The sequence below is a fragment of the Ochrobactrum soli genome (assembly GCF_003664555.1).
GTDB lineage: Bacteria > Pseudomonadota > Alphaproteobacteria > Rhizobiales > Rhizobiaceae > Brucella > Brucella teleogrylli.
Window position 1 is genome coordinate 1 of the sequence record NZ_RCHH01000018.1, and the last position, 19,029, is coordinate 19,029.

Here is a 19,029-nt window from a genome sequence, read left to right on the forward strand (position 1 = left end):
TCCTGGCTCGATGGCTATGCCGAAAGCGGAGACAGCATCTATCGGCTGACCTATGGCGATCAAACCGTGGACACCGTCACGGGTGTGGTTGGTCTGCGCGCCAATTACGCCATCGACTACACATGGGGCCGTTTGACGCCGGGTGTGCGGGCAGAATACGCGCATGATTTTCAAGGGGCGAGCCGGACCGCAATGGGCTACAGCGCACTCGGTGGGCTTCCTTATGCGCTCGACATCGAAGGCGAGAGCAGCGATAGCGGAAATGTCGGTCTGTCGCTTGATTTCAGTTTCGAAAATGCATGGACCACCGGCGTAGAATATCAGACCGGCTTCGGCGGCTCTGGCGCGCGAGACCACGCATTCGCACTGCGGGTCGGTGCGAAGTTCTGACAAAAGGCGGCTGCAGGGCCGCTTTTATCTTATCTCGCGTCTTGTGGGTTCAATTCACGGAACAAAAACTGGTCATCTCCATTAATAAGGTGACCAATTATTAGCCGGATGCACTATGGACCGTTATGGTGGGGTTCCTAATCGAAATCTGCCGTTGAACTCAGCCAACACCAGGTTGCCGACTTTGGCCGCGATGGCCGGGGTCATTGCCATATTCTATTTCGCCAAAGATGTTTTCCTGCCGCTGGCCATAGCGATTTTGCTCACCTTCATGCTGGCGCCGATTGTGGCCTTCCTCCGCCGGCTGCGGCTGCCGAGGCTGGTGGCGATCATCACCAGTGTTGTCGGGGGTTTCCTGATCATCGCGATTTTCAGCGCGATCCTGGCCTTTCAGGTGACGGAGGTTGGGCAGAACATCGCGACCTACCAGTACAACATCATTGAGAAAATACGGAATTTGAAGAAGGCAGGCACGGAAGGCGGGATCATCGACCGCTTGAACCGCTTCGCCGAACGGGTAGGGGCCGAGATCAACAGTCCGGAAGAAAAGCCGGATGTTCCCGGGATCAATCCGGAGCCGGAGAGAAAACCGGTGCTGGTTGAAGTCTTCTCGCGCCGCAGCCCCATCGAAACGCTGGAAAACGTTCTGGGGCCGCTGATCAGCCCGCTGGCGACAACCGGCCTTGTCATCGTGGTCGTGGTTTTCATGCTGCTTGAAAGGGAAGAACTGCGCGACAGGTTTATCCGGCTTGTCGGTTATGGCGATTTGCATCGAACCACCGAAGCCCTTCAGGAAGCTGGTAGTCGCGTCGGTCAATATCTGCTGACCCAACTCATGGTCAATATTGCCTATGGCGTGCCATTGGGCATCGGCCTGTGGCTGCTTGGCATACCCAATGCGCTGTTGTGGGGCATGCTCGCTATAGTGCTGAGATTTGTGCCCTATATCGGGCCGGTGATTGCTGCGGTCATGCCGATATTTCTGGCATTTGCGGTTTCGCCCGGCTGGACATTGCTCATCTGCACCATCGCGCTCTTCATCATTGTGGAACTCATCAGCAATAACGTCATCGAGCCGTGGCTATACGGCTCGCGAACAGGACTGTCCCCCCTTGCAATCATTGTATCCGCGATCTTCTGGGCATGGCTCTGGGGACCTGTTGGGCTGGTACTCTCAACCCCGCTGACGGTTTGTCTCGTAGTGCTGGGGCGGCATGTGCCGCAGTTTGAGTTCTTCGAGATATTGTTCGGCGACGAGCCGGTCCTAGACCCGGAAGAGAGGCTCTATCAACGCCTGCTTGCGGGAGACCCGATCGAAGCAACGGATAATGCGGAAGAAATCCTCGAAGAGAAGTTTCTGGTTGAATATTATGGCGCTGTTGCCATCCCGGCGCTCCTCCTTGCGGAACAGGACAGGGCGCGCGGGGCGCTGAATGAAAAGCAGCTGAAGGACGTCACCAGCAGCGCAGATATGCTTGTTGCCAATCTTCGCATGATTGCAAATGAAGAACTGGACAACGATGAAGATGTGACGGTCGATGCGGCCACCAAGGAAAAGGCCAAGGTCGAACTTCCGCCCGGTGAGGGGAGAACTGTCGTCTGTATCGGCGGCCATGATGCGCTGGATGACATTACCGCCGAAATGGTGGCTCAGGTGCTGTCCGTACAGGGTGCGCGCGCCACTGTTATCGGCCATGCGGGCTTGTTGCCAAGCCAGTTGAAAAAAGAGGCTGTCGCCGAGGCGTCCGCTATCGTGGTCTGCTATCTCAATGTGGAGTACGCGACACGCGGAAGGTTCTCTATCCGCCGTCTGAAGCGTCTTAATCCAGATGCGTTGATCGGTGTTGCCATATGGTCCCTTGGGCAGACGAGAGACCGCAAGGAAGGCGCAGAACTCCAAAATAGAATTCGGGCGGATTTTGTTGCCTCCGGGATCGTTGACGTTGTGATCAACTGTCTCGCGGATGGAGAACCGCCGAAGCTTCGCTTGTCGGATACATCAAGCGACAAGCAACGCGCGCCAAAGGAATAGTGCGGTCTCGACACACGGTCTGGTTCAGACATGGGGCGCAGTCACCGATCTGACGCGACCCCCACAACTACATACTATGCTGTTCCACATATGTCTGATGGCAGTGAAACTAGGCCACGCCGCTCACGGCTATGCAGCGGATTTCGGCGCTTCATCAATTCCATTACTGTGTCTCATGTGGTCCACATCAATATATTTAATTAAGGATTTGAAAAATGGATACGAATTTTATTGGTTCTGTCATTCACGCTCTGCCCGTCGAAGATATGATCGGCGGGCCGCTGCAGGCCATGATTAAGGCTCAGCTACAGGCGAGCCACAGCTATGCAGAATTTCTGTTAAAGGTATGTATTAAGGACGGCGTCGCTATTGCCGTTCAGTTCGATTACGACGAGACCGTAATCAACGAGCAAGATGGAACTCCATCTACGCTCAAGAAGACTATGCGTATTCCTTTGCTTGCAACTATTGCTCACCCCAATATTTGCATTGAAGAGGGTACTATTGATTTTGAGCTGGAAGTTACGCAGGCAGAAAAATCCCAGAGCACGACTAAGGCTGATGCAACGGCCGAAGGCAGCATCGGCTGGGGGCCTTTCAGCGTTAAACTAGCAGGTCGCGTATCGCATAAGTCCGAACAAACGCGATCAACGGACACCCGGGCGAAGTATAGCATTCATACCCAGGTAAAGCGTCAGCCTGCGCCGGAAGCGCTGCTGCGAGTCATTGACTTCCTGACAGACGCTGCCACCAAGCCTGTGATGCACAAGGATGTCAAAGCCGTGGATTTCCCTAAGACGGATCCAAAGAACCTGATGCTCACTCCTAGCGAAAATAATAATGGAGGCGACACAAATTAAGCCAATAATAAATTAATTAATTACAAATATTAATATTAAATATTATTAATTAATAAAATTGAATCGAGGTGAGAAGATCGCTGGGCGATCTTCTCACCCAAAAGGTAGTATTATGTCTATAAAAGATTGGTTATATAAAAAGAACGGAATTGAAGAATCTGATACTTCTTCAAAAGATCATGGATCTAATTTTTTTCAAAGTAATCGACCGGTATTATCAATAGATGAAATTGCACTCGGTATGCAGCACGCAGCCATGGCAGCAAACCGATTGGTCGCGCGTCAATACTTACAGGCTATGGAGCCTTTCTTTGACGACATTGGCGATGGGCGCCTTAAGCCTAAAGTCGTTGATATCGAGCTGGATGACGACCATCAAATCAAAATCCCTCTAGTGGCGATGTCTACGCCTCGCGGGCTTCTTCTGGAAAAGATGAAAGTATTCTTGACCGTCTGTACAGAAGCCATCGAGCCAATGGACGCCTCTGCTCTTTCCGGGGAAGAAACGACGAACCGCTTTATTGTAAGCCTCTCTCCAACTGCGCATGACAAAAATGGGCGCTGCCCCAGCCATGTAGATATCGAGATGGAGTTTGCATCGTTTGAGCCGCCGGAAAGCGTGATGCGTTTGATCGACGAGTACACACGTCACATACAGCCCGTTCGTCAATCGTGAGGTTATTGTTATGGAGCAACAACGAAGAATAGGTCAATCTGGTCTAAATTTGATTAAAGAGTTTGAAGGTTTGAGGCTCGAGAAATACAAAGATGCTGTAGGAAAATGGACTATCGGCTATGGCCATTTAATACTGCCTTCAGAGCGATTTGACCGGCCTTTAACGGAATTGGAGGCAGAGGATTTACTTCAAAGTGATTTGAGGAAATTCGAAGGGGGCGTCATCCAGTATGTCGCCGTCAGTATGAACCAGAATCAATTCGATGCTCTCGTATCATTCGCATTCAATCTAGGGCTGGCCAATCTGAAAGGCTCGACGCTGCTTCGCCTCCTGAACCACGGTCAATATACAGAAGCTGCAGAACAATTTTTGCGATGGAACAAGGCGGGTGGAATGGCGTTGCCCGGTTTAACGCGCAGACGGGCCGCTGAGCGCGATCTGTTCTTGAGAGCACCTTAGAGCCTGTTCCAAAAGTCGCCCTGTGTGGCTGCAAATGGCAATTTTCTGCGTTCCGGTGCTCACGTACCTTGAATACGCTCCGCTCCGGTACTCGAAAATCACCATTTTCGCACACACATGCCGCTTCTTGATTCAGGCTCTTAAAAATAGGGAAGAAATTAATCGAGATATTTTTATATAATTTAAACTATGGGGAATAAACAATGTTTAATCTATGGGGCGTAATTTTTAGAAATAATTTGGACTTAATGATATTTAATATAAATTACTTCATATATATACTTTATTAATTGATTCGTCTATTTTAAGTGGATAATAAAATGAATTTACTAATTATAGACAGCCATGATATATATTTACGAGGGACAATGCATGGCTTAAAGAACATCGACAAAAATTATTGTATTTACGGGTGTAATTCGATTTCAGATTGGTCTGAAGACATCGAAAACTTGATATTGTCAGCGGTGTTAATTGCCGGTGACTGTTCCCCATCAATCCTGACGGGGTCACTTGAAAAGATTAAAGAAAAACTGCCACTCGTTCCAATAATATTGATGGTTGGCGATGACAGTAGCTTTCGCCGCGGTGGATTTGATAGTTACAATATAAAATCAGTTATCAAGAGGAGTACCTCAATCGACGGTTTGCATGATGTAATATCCGTTATTAATTCCGGGTTCACGTGTTACTCGAATGAGATAAATTCCATGGGGAACCGGCGTAGGAACTCCGGCTTGTTGAGCAATCGGAAAGAAGAGATACTTAGGCTCGTATTGGACGGTTGCACGAATAAGCAAATTGCCAAGATTTTGAATATTAGTCCCGGAACGGTAAAGTCACATATAGAATCTATTCTTGTAAAGTTGAATGTTAATAGCAGAATCAAAGCTGCTACAACCTACTTCATGAACGGCCATGCTGCGGATAATTTATCGGTGGTTAGCGATCGAAATTTTGGAGTTGAATGATCGTGCCCTTGGAGGATTCGCAAAGGTCATTACCTCGCCCAAATAGCGGCTTCAGCAGGCCGCTTGTCCAGAGAAGACGCTGATGGCTGAAACGGGAGGTGAGCGCTAATTGCGCCACGCCCGTTACGGTCGCGAGCAGCCGGAGAGGGGGCATTTCATGCACGGTCCGGCAAGGTCTCGGCGTTCTTTCCTTGTGGTCAAGGCTATCGGAGCTATGATCTGGCTTCGATACAAACCAGCGGGAGAGCGACCATGGCAGATTCACCATCCAATATTGCGAAGCGGAGCGTCGTCGTAGACGGTTTTACCAATAGTGTTCTGGACCCGTCCGAACCGATGTTGGGTCCATTGCAGAATGGCGGCACGATCATCGCCAATACCGCGCCAGGTTGCTGGGGGCCGATGATTACGCCGCGTCTCCGCGGTGGACACGAAGTGACCAAGCCAGTCTATATTGAGGGCGCAGAGGTTGGCGACGGTGTTGTCATCCGCATTCGCGATATTTCCGTAACCTCATTGGCAACAGCGTCCGGTCACGACGCCGTTTCGAACAAATATTGTCTCGGCGATCCGTTTGTTGCGGCGCGCTGCCCTGTCTGTGAAGAAGTTTGGCCCGAAACGCATATTGAAGGCGTGGGACAGGATTCCGTGCGCTGCAACAAATGCGGAACGGCGATCAAGCCATTCGAGATTGTGCATGGTTACACGGTGGTGTTCGACGAAGCGCAGGATGTTGGCCTGACGGTCAACAAGGACGCTGCGGAACGCATCGCCAAGAATGCCAATCACTATGCGTCGCTACCTGATCAATCGGTGCAGCACTCCGTGTTGAACTACGCTCCGGCTGATCTCGTCGGCGCCATTGTGCGCATGCGCCCATTTCTTGGGCAGCTGGGCACAACCCCTTCGAAGGCTATGCCGGATTCCCATAACGCTGGCGACTTCGGCGCGTTCCTTGTCGGTGCGCCGCACCCTTATGCCTTGAGCCAGGAGGAATTGCAGAAGCACAAGACCGATGGGCACATGGACATCGATGCGGTGCGCGCCGGTGCCGTTCTGGTTTGCCCCGTCAAGGTTCCAGGCGCTGGCGTCTATATGGGTGACATGCACGCTGCCCAGGGGGATGGCGAAATCGCAGGGCACACAATGGATGTGGCCGGAAGCGTCACCCTGCAGGTCGAGGTGCTGAAGAGCTACAATAATGACGGTCCCGTGCTGTTTCCGCTGCTTGAGGATCTGCCGCCATTGGCAAGGCCCTTCACGGAGGAAGAAAAGAAACGCGGTGCAAAATTGGCTCAACAGTGGGGCGTCAAAGTCGTTGAGGAAGTGGCGCCGATTTCCGTCATTGGCACGGCGGCCAATATGAACGCGGCTATTGTCAATGGCCTGGAAAGAGCGGCAAAGCTGCTGGATATGACCGTTTCGGAAGTGCGCAACCGGGCTACGATCAACGGCGCTATCGAAATCGGACGCGATCCGGGCGTAATTCAGGTGACTTTTTTAGCGCCTTTGACGAACCTTGATCAAGCCGGTCTCGGGGATATCGCGCGCCAACAATATAATCTTTAACGGCAAGTCCTGCTCGCGCTCGAAGGGTGCGGGCAGGATAAACACATATTCGAAGCCGGTCACTTGCATTCAAGATTCACACAAGCGCGGCAGACATACTATTTGTAATGGGGAAGAAAGTGATTGAAAACACAAGGCTTTCTGGATCGAATGGTGGGCGTAACAGGGATTGAACCTGTGACCCCTACAATGTCAATGTAGTGCTCTCCCGCTGAGCTATACGCCCATTCGATGTGGCGCATACACCATATCGCGTTGCGCCCGTCAATGCCCTTTTATGAAGTTTTTTCGTCTTTTTGTTGAAGACTTTTCAAAAGCCCGGAAAACCGCGCCTTGGCCAGTGATCGCCTCAGGCGGCGATCAACATTTTTTCGATTTCGTTCACCAGGTCACGCAGATGGAACGGCTTGGAAAGCACTTTCGCGTCGCGCGGGGCGTCAGAATCAGGATTCAGGGCGACGGCTGCGAATCCCGTAATGAACATTATTTTCAGGTCTGGATCGATTTCCGTCGCACGGCGCGCCAGTTCAATCCCATCCATTTCCGGCATCACGATGTCGGTCAGCAGCAGTGAGAACGGCTCTTCCTGCAGTCGTTCATAGGCGCTGGCGCCATTATCGAAGTGAGTCACGTGATAGCCGGCCTTTTCCAGTGCCTTCACGAGAAAGCGCCGCATATCGTTGTCGTCTTCAGCAAGAAGAATTCTTTTCATTGGTCCGTCCGAATTTCCCATCGTTCGCTCCAGTGCTTGGACAGCGTGAACGATTCAATTTTCCACTCTAGAAAACGCTTCTTTGGTAAATATGAAATGAATGCTCGCGCGAATGTTAATTGTTATGGCATGCATTTGGCAACAACCTGTCATTTGTGACGGGATTGCCGCAGTTTTCAGTTCGTGATCGAATTCGGCGTTCCCTGTTGGTATTTGCACCGGCGAAGCGGTTGACGTAATTTGTCGAGCCTGCCGGTGCGCTGTGTCCAGCCGCCGCAAACAAGACATGCATAGACGGATCAAAATATGAGTTTGGAGCGTGATTTCAGCCTGATACCGCCTTTCGAGGTGAATGCTCCGGCAGAGCAGCGAATTCCGTTCGTATTCAACTCGCCGCATAGCGGTCGTTATTATCCGCAATCCTTTCTGGAATTATCCCGCCTCGACAGTCTCAGCATCCGCCATTCGGAAGATTGTTATGTGGATGAGCTGTTCGCGTCTGCCGTGCGGCTCGGCGCACCGCTGCTGAAAGCCCATTTCCCGCGCGCATTTCTCGATGTGAATCGCGAAGCCTATGAGCTTGATCCGCGCATGTTCACCGAAACCTTGCCGCCCTTCATCAACAGCCAGTCGGCGCGTGTCGCCGGTGGTCTGGGCACGGTGCCGCGTCTGGTGGGCGAGGGGCAATTGATCTATCCGGGGAGAATCCCCCTTGCCGAAGCCTTTTACCGCATCGAAAGCCTCTACAAGCCCTATCACCGCACGTTGGAAGGTCTGTTGCAGTCGACCCGCGAGCGGTTCGGCTATGCGGTTCTGATCGATTGTCATTCCATGCCGGGGGGTGTGCGTCCGGGGGAGGTGGGCTCCCGCCCGGATTTCATCATTGGCGACCGATTCGGACGCTCCTGCAGCGAGCGCCTCACGCAGGCGGCCATCGAGCTGCTGCGTGAACTGGGCTATTCGGTTGCGCATAACAAACCCTATGCGGGCGGTTTCATCACCGAGCATTATGGTCGGCCAGCCGTTGCGTGCCATGCCTTGCAGATTGAGATCAATCGCAGTCTCTATGTGAACGAGCAGTCGCTGCACAAACTTGCGGGCTTCGAAACGTTATGTGGCGATCTGCATCAGTTTCTGAGCTATCTTACATCGCTTCCGGATGATTTGTTCATCGCGCCGCCGCTGGCTGCCGAATAGGTAAGGCCGCAACCAGTCCGGGTCTCATGCCGATAAAAAGAGCCGCGCTCGAGCAATACGAACGCGGCCAAAGACTAGGGAGGAAATGCCCCGAAAGGCATCGACAGGAAGACCTGTCTAGTCTTTAAGCTACGCGCTAAAGCTGGTTGCGTCAAGAAAATGCGCATCTTTTTTGGGCGAATTTTTTCTTGCTCAATAATTGAGCAAAATTAGCATGGATGCACAAGTTGCAGCCATGTCATGGAAACAGGAGGATGGGGTTGCTCATCGACAAGGCATTTTTTTCCGAAGTGGCAGCGGCAGCGGCGGCTGAAACTTTACCGCGCTTTCGTCAGTTGAACGCGGTGGACAACAAATACAGCGTCGGTTTCGACCCTGTTACCGAAGCGGACCGTGCTGCGGAGAGGGCGATTCGTGCCGTCATCGGCCACCGTTATCCGGAGCACGGCATTCTGGGCGAGGAATATGGCCCCGAAAATACTGACCGCAGCCACGTCTGGGTCATCGACCCTATCGATGGCACGCGCGCCTTCATATCGGGTTTGCCGGTCTGGGGTACGCTGGTCGGGCTGACGGTGGATGGCGATGCGCGCGCCGGGATGATGTCGCAGCCTTTCACGGGCGAGCTTTTTTATAGCGACGGCGAGGGCGCCTATCTGCTGCGTGAAGGCGATGGCGACGCGCCGCGCCGTCTTTCCGTGCGCAAGGGCGCGACACTGGCGGATGCGACGCTGTTCACCACAACGCCTGCCCTGTTCAAAGGCGAAAACCGCAAGGGGTTCGACCGGCTTGAAAGCGCTGTGCGCCTGTCGCGCTATGGTGTCGATTGCTACGCCTTTGCCATGCTTGCGGGCGGCTATGTCGATATCGTTGTCGAGTCCGGCTTGCAGCCTTACGATATCGTGGCGCTGATCCCGATAATCGAACAGGCGGGCGGCGTGGTTACGCGCCGCGATGGCGGCCCGGCGGAAGAGGCTGGCGATATCGTCGCAGCCGCCACGCCGGAACTGCACAGGGCCGCGCTTGAACTGCTGAACGGCTAAATTCTGGTGCGGGGAATCGGCGCGTTGGGCTAATTCCCCAAACCGTCTTGTCAGATGCCGGAAAATTCAGGCTCGATGGTTTCCGGCATGGTTTCTACATCCGACGAACCGGGAATGAAGGCGTCGAACGCGGCCCAGAGCTGTTCGCGATAGAAATCGGCTTCCTGCAACAGTTCGTGACGCCCGCCATCGATGGTGATCAGTGAGACATTGCGCGTGCGCGCAGCAAAGCGCTCCAGCACCGGCGTCGAGACGACGCGGTCATCGCCTGCGGCAATGATCAGCACCGGCACGCTGGGGCTTTCCTCATAGAAGTCCGGCTGATTGATGCGGCGTGCCGTTTCGAGCGCCCCCCAAACCCAGCGCACTGTCGGGCCGCCCAGCGCCAGATCGGGAAAGAGGCGCGTGATTTCCGTGTTGCGCATAAAGCGCGCGGGGTCGCTGGTCAGCGGGTTTCCCGCAAATGGCCGTGCTGTCAGCCTTTTTTTGCCGGACGCATAGAGCGTGCCGAGCCCGATGCGCCGCAGCGTGGCGGCCATGCGGCGCACAACATCATCGCTCAGTTTCTGCGCAGCAAGGCCCATGAAGGGCGCGCACAGCACCATGCGCGTAATGCGGGACGACAGGCTGCCCATCGAGGCCAGGGCCACCATGGCGCCGGAAGAATGGCCGAGAATATAGAAGGGCGGCGGGCAGTCGGGCAAAACGATGTCGATCAGAAAATGATCGAGATCTTCCTGATAATCGTCGAAACTGCGAACATAACCGCGAAGCCTGTCCGGCAGCAGCCGATGCGAGCCGCCCTGTCCGCGCCAGTCGAAGGTGGCGGCGACAAAGCCGCGCGCCGCAAGCTCGGTCATAGTCTCGAAATATTTTTCGATGAATTCGTTTCGGCCTTGGAGCACAATCACCGTGCCGCGCACAGGGCCAGTTTCCGGCTTCAGGATGCTATAACGCAATGTCCTGTCGGGATAGTCGGAATGGCTTGTGAAAAAGCCCGACCGTATTCCATGCGGAATTGGATTCGCATCGGTTTCGAACAGCAGTTCCGACATCCGTTGCGCAGCCTTTCCCGAATGATAATGCCCTGATCGTTTCCGTTATTATGCGCGAAATGATGACAAAAAGTAACCGGAAGTTCGCTTGCGAACTTCCGGCCAAAGGATCGTCAGCGGCAAGGGACGTTGCCGCCAGACGTTCCGTATTTTGAGATGGTTAGTAACGGTCGGGACGGCGTTCGCCGACGATACGTCCAGAGAAGGCGTCGACCATGACGATCACACGACGACCGTTCGGGCGTGTGGCGCGGACAAAATAGGTGTCGCGATCCCTGCGCATGTCACCGACCGCATAGCCGCGGCGTTCCAGCATACGGGTCACTTCACGCGGGCGCATCGTGTCGCGATCACCCCAGTCGGGGCGGCGGTCCGGGCGTCCGTAGCCGGGAGGCGGTGCATCCGGGCGCGGCGGGCGGGGGCGATAACCATCATTGTCGTAATACTGAACCTGGACGCGCAAGCCCGAGCTGTCTGCAAGGGAAGGGGTCGCAAAGCCAGTAGCGACGGTGGCAAGTGCGGCAAAAGCGAGAACAGCTTTTTTCATAACCGTGATCCTTAATAGAACCTGTCGAGTGACAGGCATGACGGGACATTAGCCCCAAGCAAATGAACGCTCGTGGAAGATGATGTTCATTTTGGGTTCACGTCGTGCGTTGCCCCCAAAAAAGTAGCCCGCTACGGATCAGGAGTTGTTACGCGAAGTGACATGCCGTGTAGGCAATGCCGGAACGGTTCTTGTTTGAAAACGGCCTTGAAAAGCAAAACAGCCATTCCCAAATGAGTTTTGCGGTCGCCACAAAGGGGCCGCCGGCATCAAGGAATTCGCCAATAAGGGAGTTTCGCCGCCATGTATGATCCCGGACACCGCAAAGCGGTTTTTAGACAAGGATCATACCGAACCATGCATCATGTCGCTCTAAAGGAGGGCTAACACATGCGTCACGTAGATTTTTCCCCGCTTTATCGTTCCACGGTTGGTTTCGACCGGCTTTTCACCATGCTCGATTCGCTCGCTTCGCCGGAAGGTAGCCAGTCCTATCCGCCGTATAATATCGAGCGCACCGGTGAGAACACCTATCGTATCACCATGGCCGTCGCGGGCTTTTCCGAAAGCGAACTCGAAATCGAAGCCCATCGCAACCAGCTGACCGTGAAGGGCCAGAAGGCTGACGAAAAGGCGTCCGATATCGGTGAAGTGCTTTATCGCGGTATTGCTTCGCGTGCTTTCGAGCGCCGCTTCCAGCTTGCCGATTTTGTCGAAGTCGCTGGTGCAAGCCTCAAGAATGGCCTTCTGCACATCGACCTCAAGCGCGAGATTCCTGAACAGATGAAACCGCGCAAGATCGAAGTCGCCAAGGCTGGTTCCGACAGCGCTCAGCAGATCGAAGCGAAAACCGCGCACTAATCGCGGATAAGCCTATAGATATGAGAAAGGCGGCGCTGCAAAGCGCCGCCTTTTTTGTTTAAGCGATCATGTCGCCGAACCGATCCACATCTTCTTCCGTATTGGCGAAGCTGGTCACGAAGCGGGCGAAAATCTCGCCCTCGCTGATGCGGTTTTCTTCCGAATGCGGCGGGTTCCAGTCGTAGAAGATCGCTCCGGCATTACGCAGGCGGTCGTAAACCGACTGTTTCATGATGGCGAAGACTTCATTGGCTTCGGGCTTCCAGGCAAGGCGCATCTGGCTTGAGGCGTTGATGTGTCCGGCGAGTCGGGCCGCCAGCGCGTTCGAATGACGCGCCAGTTCCAGCCAGAGGTCGTCCTGCAGATAGGCGTCGAACTGGGCCGCGACGAAACGCGTTTTGGAGAAGAGCTGCGCCGCGCGCTTGCGAATGAACGGTAGGTCCTTGGCGCGTGCCGGGTCCATAAAGACCAGCGCTTCCGCGCACCAGCAGCCATTCTTGGTGCCGCCGAAGGAGACGATATCGACGCCCTGTTTCCAGGTCATTTCAGCCGGGGTCAGGCCCAGTGTAACCAGCGCATTGGCGAAGCGGGCGCCATCCATATGCAGCGGCAGACCGGCATCGCGGCAGATTTTGGAAATGGTGGCGATTTGTTGCGGTTGATAGAGCGTGCCGACTTCCGTAGCCTGCGTGATGCTGACGGCCATCGGCTGTCCGGCATGGACGAAAGCCGGGTTGAAGCGCTTCAGTTCGCGCTTGAGAAGCTCGGGGTCGATACGGCCCAATGCGCCATCGATCGGATGCAGCCGCGCGCCGCCGGTGAAATATTCAGGCGCGCCGCATTCATCCTCGATGACATGCGCTTCGCGGTGCACCAGCGAAACGCCGCCCGGACGGTTGACGCTGGCCAGCGCCAGCGAGTTGGCGGCCGTTCCGGTTCCGACGAAAAAGACGGCCACTTCGCGCTCGAACACCTCGTTGAAACGTTGTTCAACGCGCTTGTCGAGTTCGCTCGCGCCATAGGCGGCGGCAAAACCGGCTGCATGCAGCGAAAGGCTTTCGGCGATTTTCGGATGGGCGCCCGCCCAGTTGTCTGAAGCAAAATGCACGGTTGTCTCCACTCGCAACGATTCCAGTGTGTCAGCGACAGCTGCTGCCGACTGTCTATAACGGGACTTGAGAAAGGCGATAATACTGAAAATGATGAAAAAACGGACGCGGCCTGTCACTTTTCCATGCTTTGTGCGTTCACCTTAAGCCGCGCCAAACTGACGCAATAAGCCGTATGCGCAATTAAAAGTCTCAAAGATATGGGCATGCGACATTTTATTACGGAAGTTGCTGAGAAAAATTGCGTTTCCATCTTGTGAGGCAATTTGAATTCTGTCATACGTAATTAGGACAGCAATGCTGTCCAATTAGAAGCTGAGGCAGACGGAAAACATGGGTTGAACCCCGCGCCGCCGGTTTCAGAAATAAAAGCGCTGTGCTGGCAGGCCAATGGCCTGACGGTCACCGGCGCTCCGACTGTGACAGGGGAGATTCGAGTGCGCCTTTATCTGGCGGGCTGGGTGTCGTCTGTCCGAGCCTGATGAGAATAAGGCGCTAAACATCGTTCCTCGCATCGGCTTTGCCCGCTTGGCTCTGCCATTTGCCCGGAACCTCGTCCAACGCCTTGTCGATAAGGCTTTCCATAGAATGAATACACCAGCGAGATGGTTGTCACCATCTCGGTATATACTGATCGCGCGCCTCATGAAGAGGGCCAAACGGAGGGAATGACGATGACGCATTTGACGCCATCTGTAACGAATGTGGTTTCTCACAACGTGCAGAACGAAAACGTCAAAGCTGCGACGACGGCTTCCACCCGAACGACGCGAAAAACTAAGGCGGCGGGTGTCCCGCCAGCTCAAGGTCTCTACGATCCGCGCAACGAACATGATGCGTGCGGCGTTGGCTTCATTGCCCATATGAAGGGCAAGAAGTCGCATGAGGTCGTGGAAAACGGCCTCAAGATGCTGGAAAACCTCACTCATCGCGGCGCCGTGGGCGCTGATCCGCTGATGGGCGACGGCGCTGGCATTCTCGTACAGATTCCAGATCGCTTTTTCCGCGAGGAAATGGCGCGGCAGGGCATCGACCTGCCGCAGCCGGGCCATTATGGCGTGGGTTACCTATTCATGCCGCGCGACGCCCAGCTGCGCGCCCATGCGGAAGAAATCGTCAAGGAAGTGATCGCTGCCGAAGGCCAGCAGTTCATCGGATTCCGTGAAGTGCCGGTCGATAATTCGTCGCTGTCGAAGGCGCCGGATATTGCCGCGACCGAACCATTCCATGTTCAGGTTTTCATCGGGCGCAACCCGATGCTCGAAACCGACGACGAGTTCGAACGTCGCCTGTTCGTGCTGCGCAAGGTCATTTCCAACCGCATCTATCAGGAAAATGACGGCGACGATAACGGCTTTTATGTCGTGTCCATGTCGGCGCGCACGGTCGTCTATAAGGGCATGTTCCTGGCTTATCAGGTCGGCGCCTATTATAACGATCTGCGCGATCCCCGCTTCGAAAGCGCGGTGGCGCTGGTTCATCAGCGTTTCTCGACCAACACCTTCCCCTCCTGGCGTCTGGCTCACCCTTACCGCATGGTTGCGCATAACGGTGAAATCAACACGCTGCGCGGCAATGTGAACTGGATGGCGGCGCGTCAGGCTTCGGTCGATAGCGAACTGTTCGGCAACGACATTTCCAAGCTCTGGCCGATTTCCTACGAAGGCCAGTCGGATACGGCCTGCTTCGACAATGCGCTCGAATTTCTGCATCAGGGCGGCTACAGCCTCGCCCATGCGATGATGATGCTGATCCCGGAAGCATGGTCCGGCAACAAGCTGATGTCGGATGACCGCCGCGCCTTCTACGAATATCACGCTGCCCTGATGGAGCCATGGGACGGTCCTGCCGCCGTGGCCTTCACCGACGGTCGCCAGATCGGCGCGACGCTGGACCGTAACGGCCTGCGTCCGGCCCGTTACATCGTGACCGACGACGATTTCGTCATTCTGGCTTCGGAAGCTGGCGTTCTGCCGGTGGACGAAAAGAAGGTCGTCAAGAAGTGGCGTCTTCAGCCGGGTCGTATGCTGCTCATCGATATGGAAGAGGGCCGCATCGTTTCCGACGATGAAATCAAGTCGCAGATCGCGCAGAAGCATCCCTACAAGCAGTGGCTTGGCAACACCCAGCTCATTCTGGAAGACCTCAACCCGGTCGAACCGCGTGCGTTGCGCAAGGATGTGAGCCTGCTCGACCGCCAGCAGGCCTTCGGCTACAGCCAGGAAGACACCAAAATCCTGATGTCGCCGATGGCGACCACCGGTCAGGAAGCTATCGGCTCGATGGGCACGGATACGCCGATTTCGGCCATGTCCGACAAGTCGAAGTTGCTGTTCACCTATTTCAAGCAGAACTTCGCGCAGGTCACCAACCCGCCGATTGATCCTATCCGTGAAGAACTGGTGATGAGCCTCGTCTCCTTCATCGGTCCGCGCCCGAACATTTTCGACCTGATCGGCAATTCGCGTCGCAAGCGTCTGGAAGTGCGCCAGCCGATCCTGACCAATGGCGATCTGGAAAAGATCCGCTCCATCGGTCATACGGAAGATCGTTTCGACACCAAGACGCTCGACATCACCTATAATACGGGTGAGGGTGCAGCCGGTATGCATGGCGCCATCGAGCGTCTGTGCGACCGCGCCGAAGCGGCTGTTCATGGCGGCTACAACATCGTCATCCTGTCCGACCGTCAGGTCGGTCCGGACCGCATTCCGATCCCGGCTCTGCTGGCGACGGCTGCCGTGCATCATCATCTGATCCGCAAGGGTCTGCGTACCTCGGTCGGCCTCGTGGTTGAATCGGGCGAACCGCGCGAAGTGCATCACTTCGCCTGCCTTGCCGGTTATGGTGCGGAAGCGATCAACCCGTATCTCGCTTTCGACACGCTGCTCGACATGCATCGCCGTCGCGAATTCCCGCCGGAAGTCGATGAATATGAAGTGGTCAAGCGCTACATCAAGTCGATCGGCAAGGGCATTCTCAAGGTCATGTCCAAGATGGGCATCTCGACTTACCAGTCCTATTGTGGCGCGCAGATTTTCGATGCGGTCGGCTTGCAGTCGAGCTTCGTCGACAAGTTCTTTTTCGGCACGGCCACCAGCATCGAAGGTGTTGGTCTGGACGAAATCGCGGAAGAGACCGTGCGCCGTCACACCGATGCCTTCGGTAACGACCCGGTTCTGTTGACCTCGCTCGAAGTCGGCGGCGAATATGCCTACCGTATGCGCGGCGAGGCGCATTTGTGGTCGCCGGATGCGGTTGCCAAGCTGCAACATGCAGTGCGCACTTCGAACCCGGACACCTTCACCGAATATACCAGCATGCTCGACTCCAAGTCGGCGCAGGCCAAGACCATTCGCGGCCTGTTCGATATTCGCTTCGCCGAGGAACGCGGCCTCAAGCCGGTTTCCATTGATGAAGTTGAACCGGCGGTCGATATCGTCAAGCGCTTCTCGACGGGCGCCATGTCCTTCGGCTCGATCTCCAGAGAGGCGCATACCACGCTGGCGCGCGCGATGAACGCCATTGGCGGCAAGTCGAACACGGGTGAAGGTGGCGAAGAGCCAGATCGTTTCTATCCGCTGCCGGACGGCAAGCCGAACCCGGAACGCTCTGCGATCAAGCAGGTGGCGTCGGGCCGTTTCGGTGTGACGACGGAATATCTGGTCAACTCCGATCTGATCCAGATCAAGGTTGCGCAGGGTGCAAAGCCGGGCGAAGGCGGTCAGCTGCCGGGTCACAAGGTCGATGCGACCATCGCCAAGACCCGTCACTCGACGCCTGGCGTTGGCCTCATTTCGCCGCCGCCCCACCATGACATCTACTCGATCGAAGATCTGGCGCAGCTGATCTACGACCTGAAGAACGTCAATCCGGCTGCCGATATTTCGGTCAAGCTGGTGTCGGAAGTGGGCGTCGGCACGGTTGCCGCCGGTGTTGCCAAGGCGCGCGCCGACCACATCACCGTATCGGGTTATGATGGTGGCACGGGCGCTTCGCCTCTCACCTCGCTGAAGCATGCCGGTAGCCCGTGGGAAATCGGCCTTGCCGAAACCCACCAGACGCTGGTGCTGAACGGGCTTCGCTCCCGCGTGGCCTTGCAGGTCGATGGTGGTTTGCGGACCGGTCGCGACGTGGTCATTGGCGCGCTGCTCGGTGCCGACGAGTTCGGTTTCTCGACAGCTCCGCTGATTGCTGCTGGCTGCATCATGATGCGTAAGTGCCATCTGAACACTTGTCCCGTCGGCGTGGCGACGCAGGACCCGGTTCTGCGCAAGCGCTTCAAGGGCACGCCGGAACATGTCATCAACTTCTTCTTCTATCTGGCGGAAGAAGTGCGTGCGCTGCTGGCCTCGATGGGCTTCACCAAGCTGGAACAGATCATCGGCGAGACCGAGCTTCTGGAAAAGCAGGTGATGATCGACCATTGGAAGGCCAAGGGTCTCGATTTCAGCCGTATCTTCTACAAGCCTGAGGCTGAAAAGCACGAGATCTACTGGACCGAGCGTCAGCATCATCCGATTGAAGACGTTCTCGACCGTAAGCTGATCGAGCAGGCCCTGCCTGCGCTCGAAGAACGCAAGCCCGTCAAGATCGACATTGGCATCAAGAACGTTGACCGTTCTGCCGGTGCCATGCTGTCGGGCGAAGTTGCCAAGCGGTTCCGCCACAAGGGTCTGCCGGACGACACCATCGCCGTCACGCTTCGCGGTACGGCTGGCCAGTCCTTTGGTGCGTTCCTGGCGCGCGGCATCTCGTTCGAGCTGATCGGCGATGGCAACGATTATGTCGGCAAGGGCCTTTCGGGTGGCCGCATCGTCATCCGTCCGCCGGAAGATACGCGTATCGTCGCCGAAGATTCCATCATCGTCGGCAATACGGTGCTTTACGGTGCGCTTGAAGGCGAGTGCTATTTCCGCGGCGTTGCAGGCGAGCGTTTCGCCGTCCGCAACTCCGGCGCGGTCACGGTTGTCGAAGGCGTGGGCGACCACGGCTGCGAATACATGACCGGCGGCGTCGTCGTGGTTATCGGTCAGACGGGTCGCAATTTCGCGGCGGGCATGTCGGGCGGTGTCGCCTATGTGCTCGACGAGGAAGGTGATTTCGCCCAGCGCTGCAATATGGCGATGGTCGAGCTGGAACCGGTGCCGGAAGAAGACGACATCCTCGAAAAGCTGCATCACCATGGCGGTGACCTCATGCATAAGGGCCGTGTGGACGTTTCGGCCAATATGACCCATCATGATGAGGAACGTCTGGTGCAGCTGATCGCCAACCATCTGCATTACACAGGCTCGACGCGGGCGAAGGACATTCTCGACAATTGGGAGAACTATCGTCCCAAATTCGTGAAGGTCATGCCGGTGGAATATCGTCGCGCTCTGGAAGAGATGGAGCGTGCGCAGATCGGTGTCGCGGCTGAGTGATCCTGACAAGCGGAGCCCGACCTTCGGGTCGGGCGCCCTTCGCCATATGAAGAGATAACAACGCTCTGACATGCCTGCGCGTTAAAGATGACGCGGCGGACAGGGCAACTTCCGGCAAAGC

At 55.5% G+C, this 19,029-nt stretch carries 15 protein-coding genes, 1 tRNA gene and 1 pseudogene; 12 read left to right on the forward strand and 5 right to left on the reverse strand.

Annotation, left to right across the window (positions count from 1 at the left end):
• From D8666_RS20500 to D8666_RS20535, 8 genes and pseudogenes are all read left to right on the forward strand, one after another.
• Nucleotides 1–390 (forward strand): autotransporter domain-containing protein (locus D8666_RS20500; protein ID WP_147438019.1); only part of this gene is annotated, 390 nt, incomplete at its 5' end.
• 115 nt (nt 391–505) lie between these two features.
• A complete protein-coding gene (locus D8666_RS20505) occupies nt 506–2,422 on the forward strand; it encodes an AI-2E family transporter (protein ID WP_109367773.1) in 1,917 nt (638 codons plus the stop codon).
• 215 nt (nt 2,423–2,637) lie between these two features.
• Complete coding sequence (locus D8666_RS20510; RefSeq protein WP_109367772.1) at nt 2,638–3,282, forward strand: DUF2589 domain-containing protein; 645 nt, start codon at nt 2,638–2,640, stop codon at nt 3,280–3,282.
• 112 nt (nt 3,283–3,394) lie between these two features.
• Complete coding sequence (locus tag D8666_RS20515; RefSeq protein WP_121539231.1) at nt 3,395–3,958, forward strand: DUF2589 domain-containing protein; 564 nt, start codon at nt 3,395–3,397, stop codon at nt 3,956–3,958.
• A gap of 10 nt (nt 3,959–3,968) precedes the next feature.
• Nucleotides 3,969–4,418 carry a lysozyme gene (locus D8666_RS20520; protein WP_109367770.1) on the forward strand — a complete coding sequence of 150 codons (450 nt, stop codon included), beginning with the start codon at nt 3,969–3,971 and terminating at the stop codon, nt 4,416–4,418.
• Nucleotides 4,419–4,452: 34 nt separating this feature from the next.
• Nucleotides 4,453–4,563, forward strand: a pseudogene (locus tag D8666_RS20525) (flagellar basal body P-ring protein FlgI); the annotation flags it as partial.
• Nucleotides 4,564–4,738: 175 nt separating this feature from the next.
• On the forward strand, nt 4,739–5,389 hold the full coding sequence (locus tag D8666_RS20530) for a response regulator transcription factor (RefSeq protein ID WP_109367769.1): 651 nt from the start codon (nt 4,739–4,741) through the stop codon (nt 5,387–5,389).
• A 252-nt stretch (nt 5,390–5,641) separates the two neighbouring features.
• Complete coding sequence (locus D8666_RS20535; RefSeq protein ID WP_109367768.1) at nt 5,642–6,958, forward strand: acetamidase/formamidase family protein; 1,317 nt, start codon at nt 5,642–5,644, stop codon at nt 6,956–6,958.
• A gap of 151 nt (nt 6,959–7,109) precedes the next feature.
• Here D8666_RS20535 and D8666_RS20540 read toward each other — a convergent pair.
• A tRNA-Val gene (locus D8666_RS20540) sits at nt 7,110–7,184 on the reverse strand.
• Between the two features lie 123 nt (nt 7,185–7,307).
• A complete protein-coding gene (cpdR, locus tag D8666_RS20545) occupies nt 7,308–7,670 on the reverse strand; it encodes a cell cycle two-component system response regulator CpdR (RefSeq protein ID WP_002966536.1) in 363 nt (120 codons plus the stop codon).
• 306 nt (nt 7,671–7,976) lie between these two features.
• On the opposite strand from cpdR, the gene D8666_RS20550 reads away from it, so the two are divergent.
• Complete coding sequence (locus D8666_RS20550; RefSeq protein WP_109367767.1) at nt 7,977–8,867, forward strand: N-formylglutamate amidohydrolase; 891 nt, start codon at nt 7,977–7,979, stop codon at nt 8,865–8,867.
• A 260-nt stretch (nt 8,868–9,127) separates the two neighbouring features.
• A complete protein-coding gene (gene hisN, locus D8666_RS20555) occupies nt 9,128–9,910 on the forward strand; it encodes a histidinol-phosphatase (RefSeq protein ID WP_109368029.1) in 783 nt (260 codons plus the stop codon).
• Between the two features lie 50 nt (nt 9,911–9,960).
• Here the strand turns inward: hisN and D8666_RS20560 are convergent, their stop codons facing one another.
• Both D8666_RS20560 and D8666_RS20565 read right to left on the reverse strand, forming a co-directional pair.
• On the reverse strand, nt 9,961–10,965 hold the full coding sequence (locus D8666_RS20560) for an alpha/beta fold hydrolase (protein WP_109367766.1): 1,005 nt from the start codon (nt 10,963–10,965) through the stop codon (nt 9,961–9,963).
• 160 nt (nt 10,966–11,125) lie between these two features.
• Nucleotides 11,126–11,512, reverse strand: a complete 387-nt coding sequence (locus tag D8666_RS20565; RefSeq protein WP_109367765.1) for a PepSY domain-containing protein — start codon at nt 11,510–11,512, stop codon at nt 11,126–11,128.
• A 390-nt stretch (nt 11,513–11,902) separates the two neighbouring features.
• Here D8666_RS20565 and D8666_RS20570 point away from each other — a divergent pair, with 390 nt between their 5' ends.
• Nucleotides 11,903–12,373 (forward strand): Hsp20 family protein, encoded by a 471-nt coding sequence (locus D8666_RS20570; protein ID WP_109367764.1) that lies wholly within the window; start codon nt 11,903–11,905, stop codon nt 12,371–12,373.
• A gap of 58 nt (nt 12,374–12,431) precedes the next feature.
• Here the strand turns inward: D8666_RS20570 and D8666_RS20575 are convergent, their stop codons facing one another.
• A complete protein-coding gene (locus tag D8666_RS20575) occupies nt 12,432–13,481 on the reverse strand; it encodes a threonine aldolase family protein (protein WP_109368028.1) in 1,050 nt (349 codons plus the stop codon).
• 675 nt (nt 13,482–14,156) lie between these two features.
• On the opposite strand from D8666_RS20575, the gene gltB reads away from it, so the two are divergent.
• Nucleotides 14,157–18,908: a glutamate synthase large subunit gene (gene gltB, locus D8666_RS20580; RefSeq protein ID WP_121539251.1), complete on the forward strand. Its 4,752-nt coding sequence runs from the start codon at nt 14,157–14,159 to the stop codon at nt 18,906–18,908.
• The last annotated feature ends 121 nt before the right edge of the window (nt 18,909–19,029 follow it).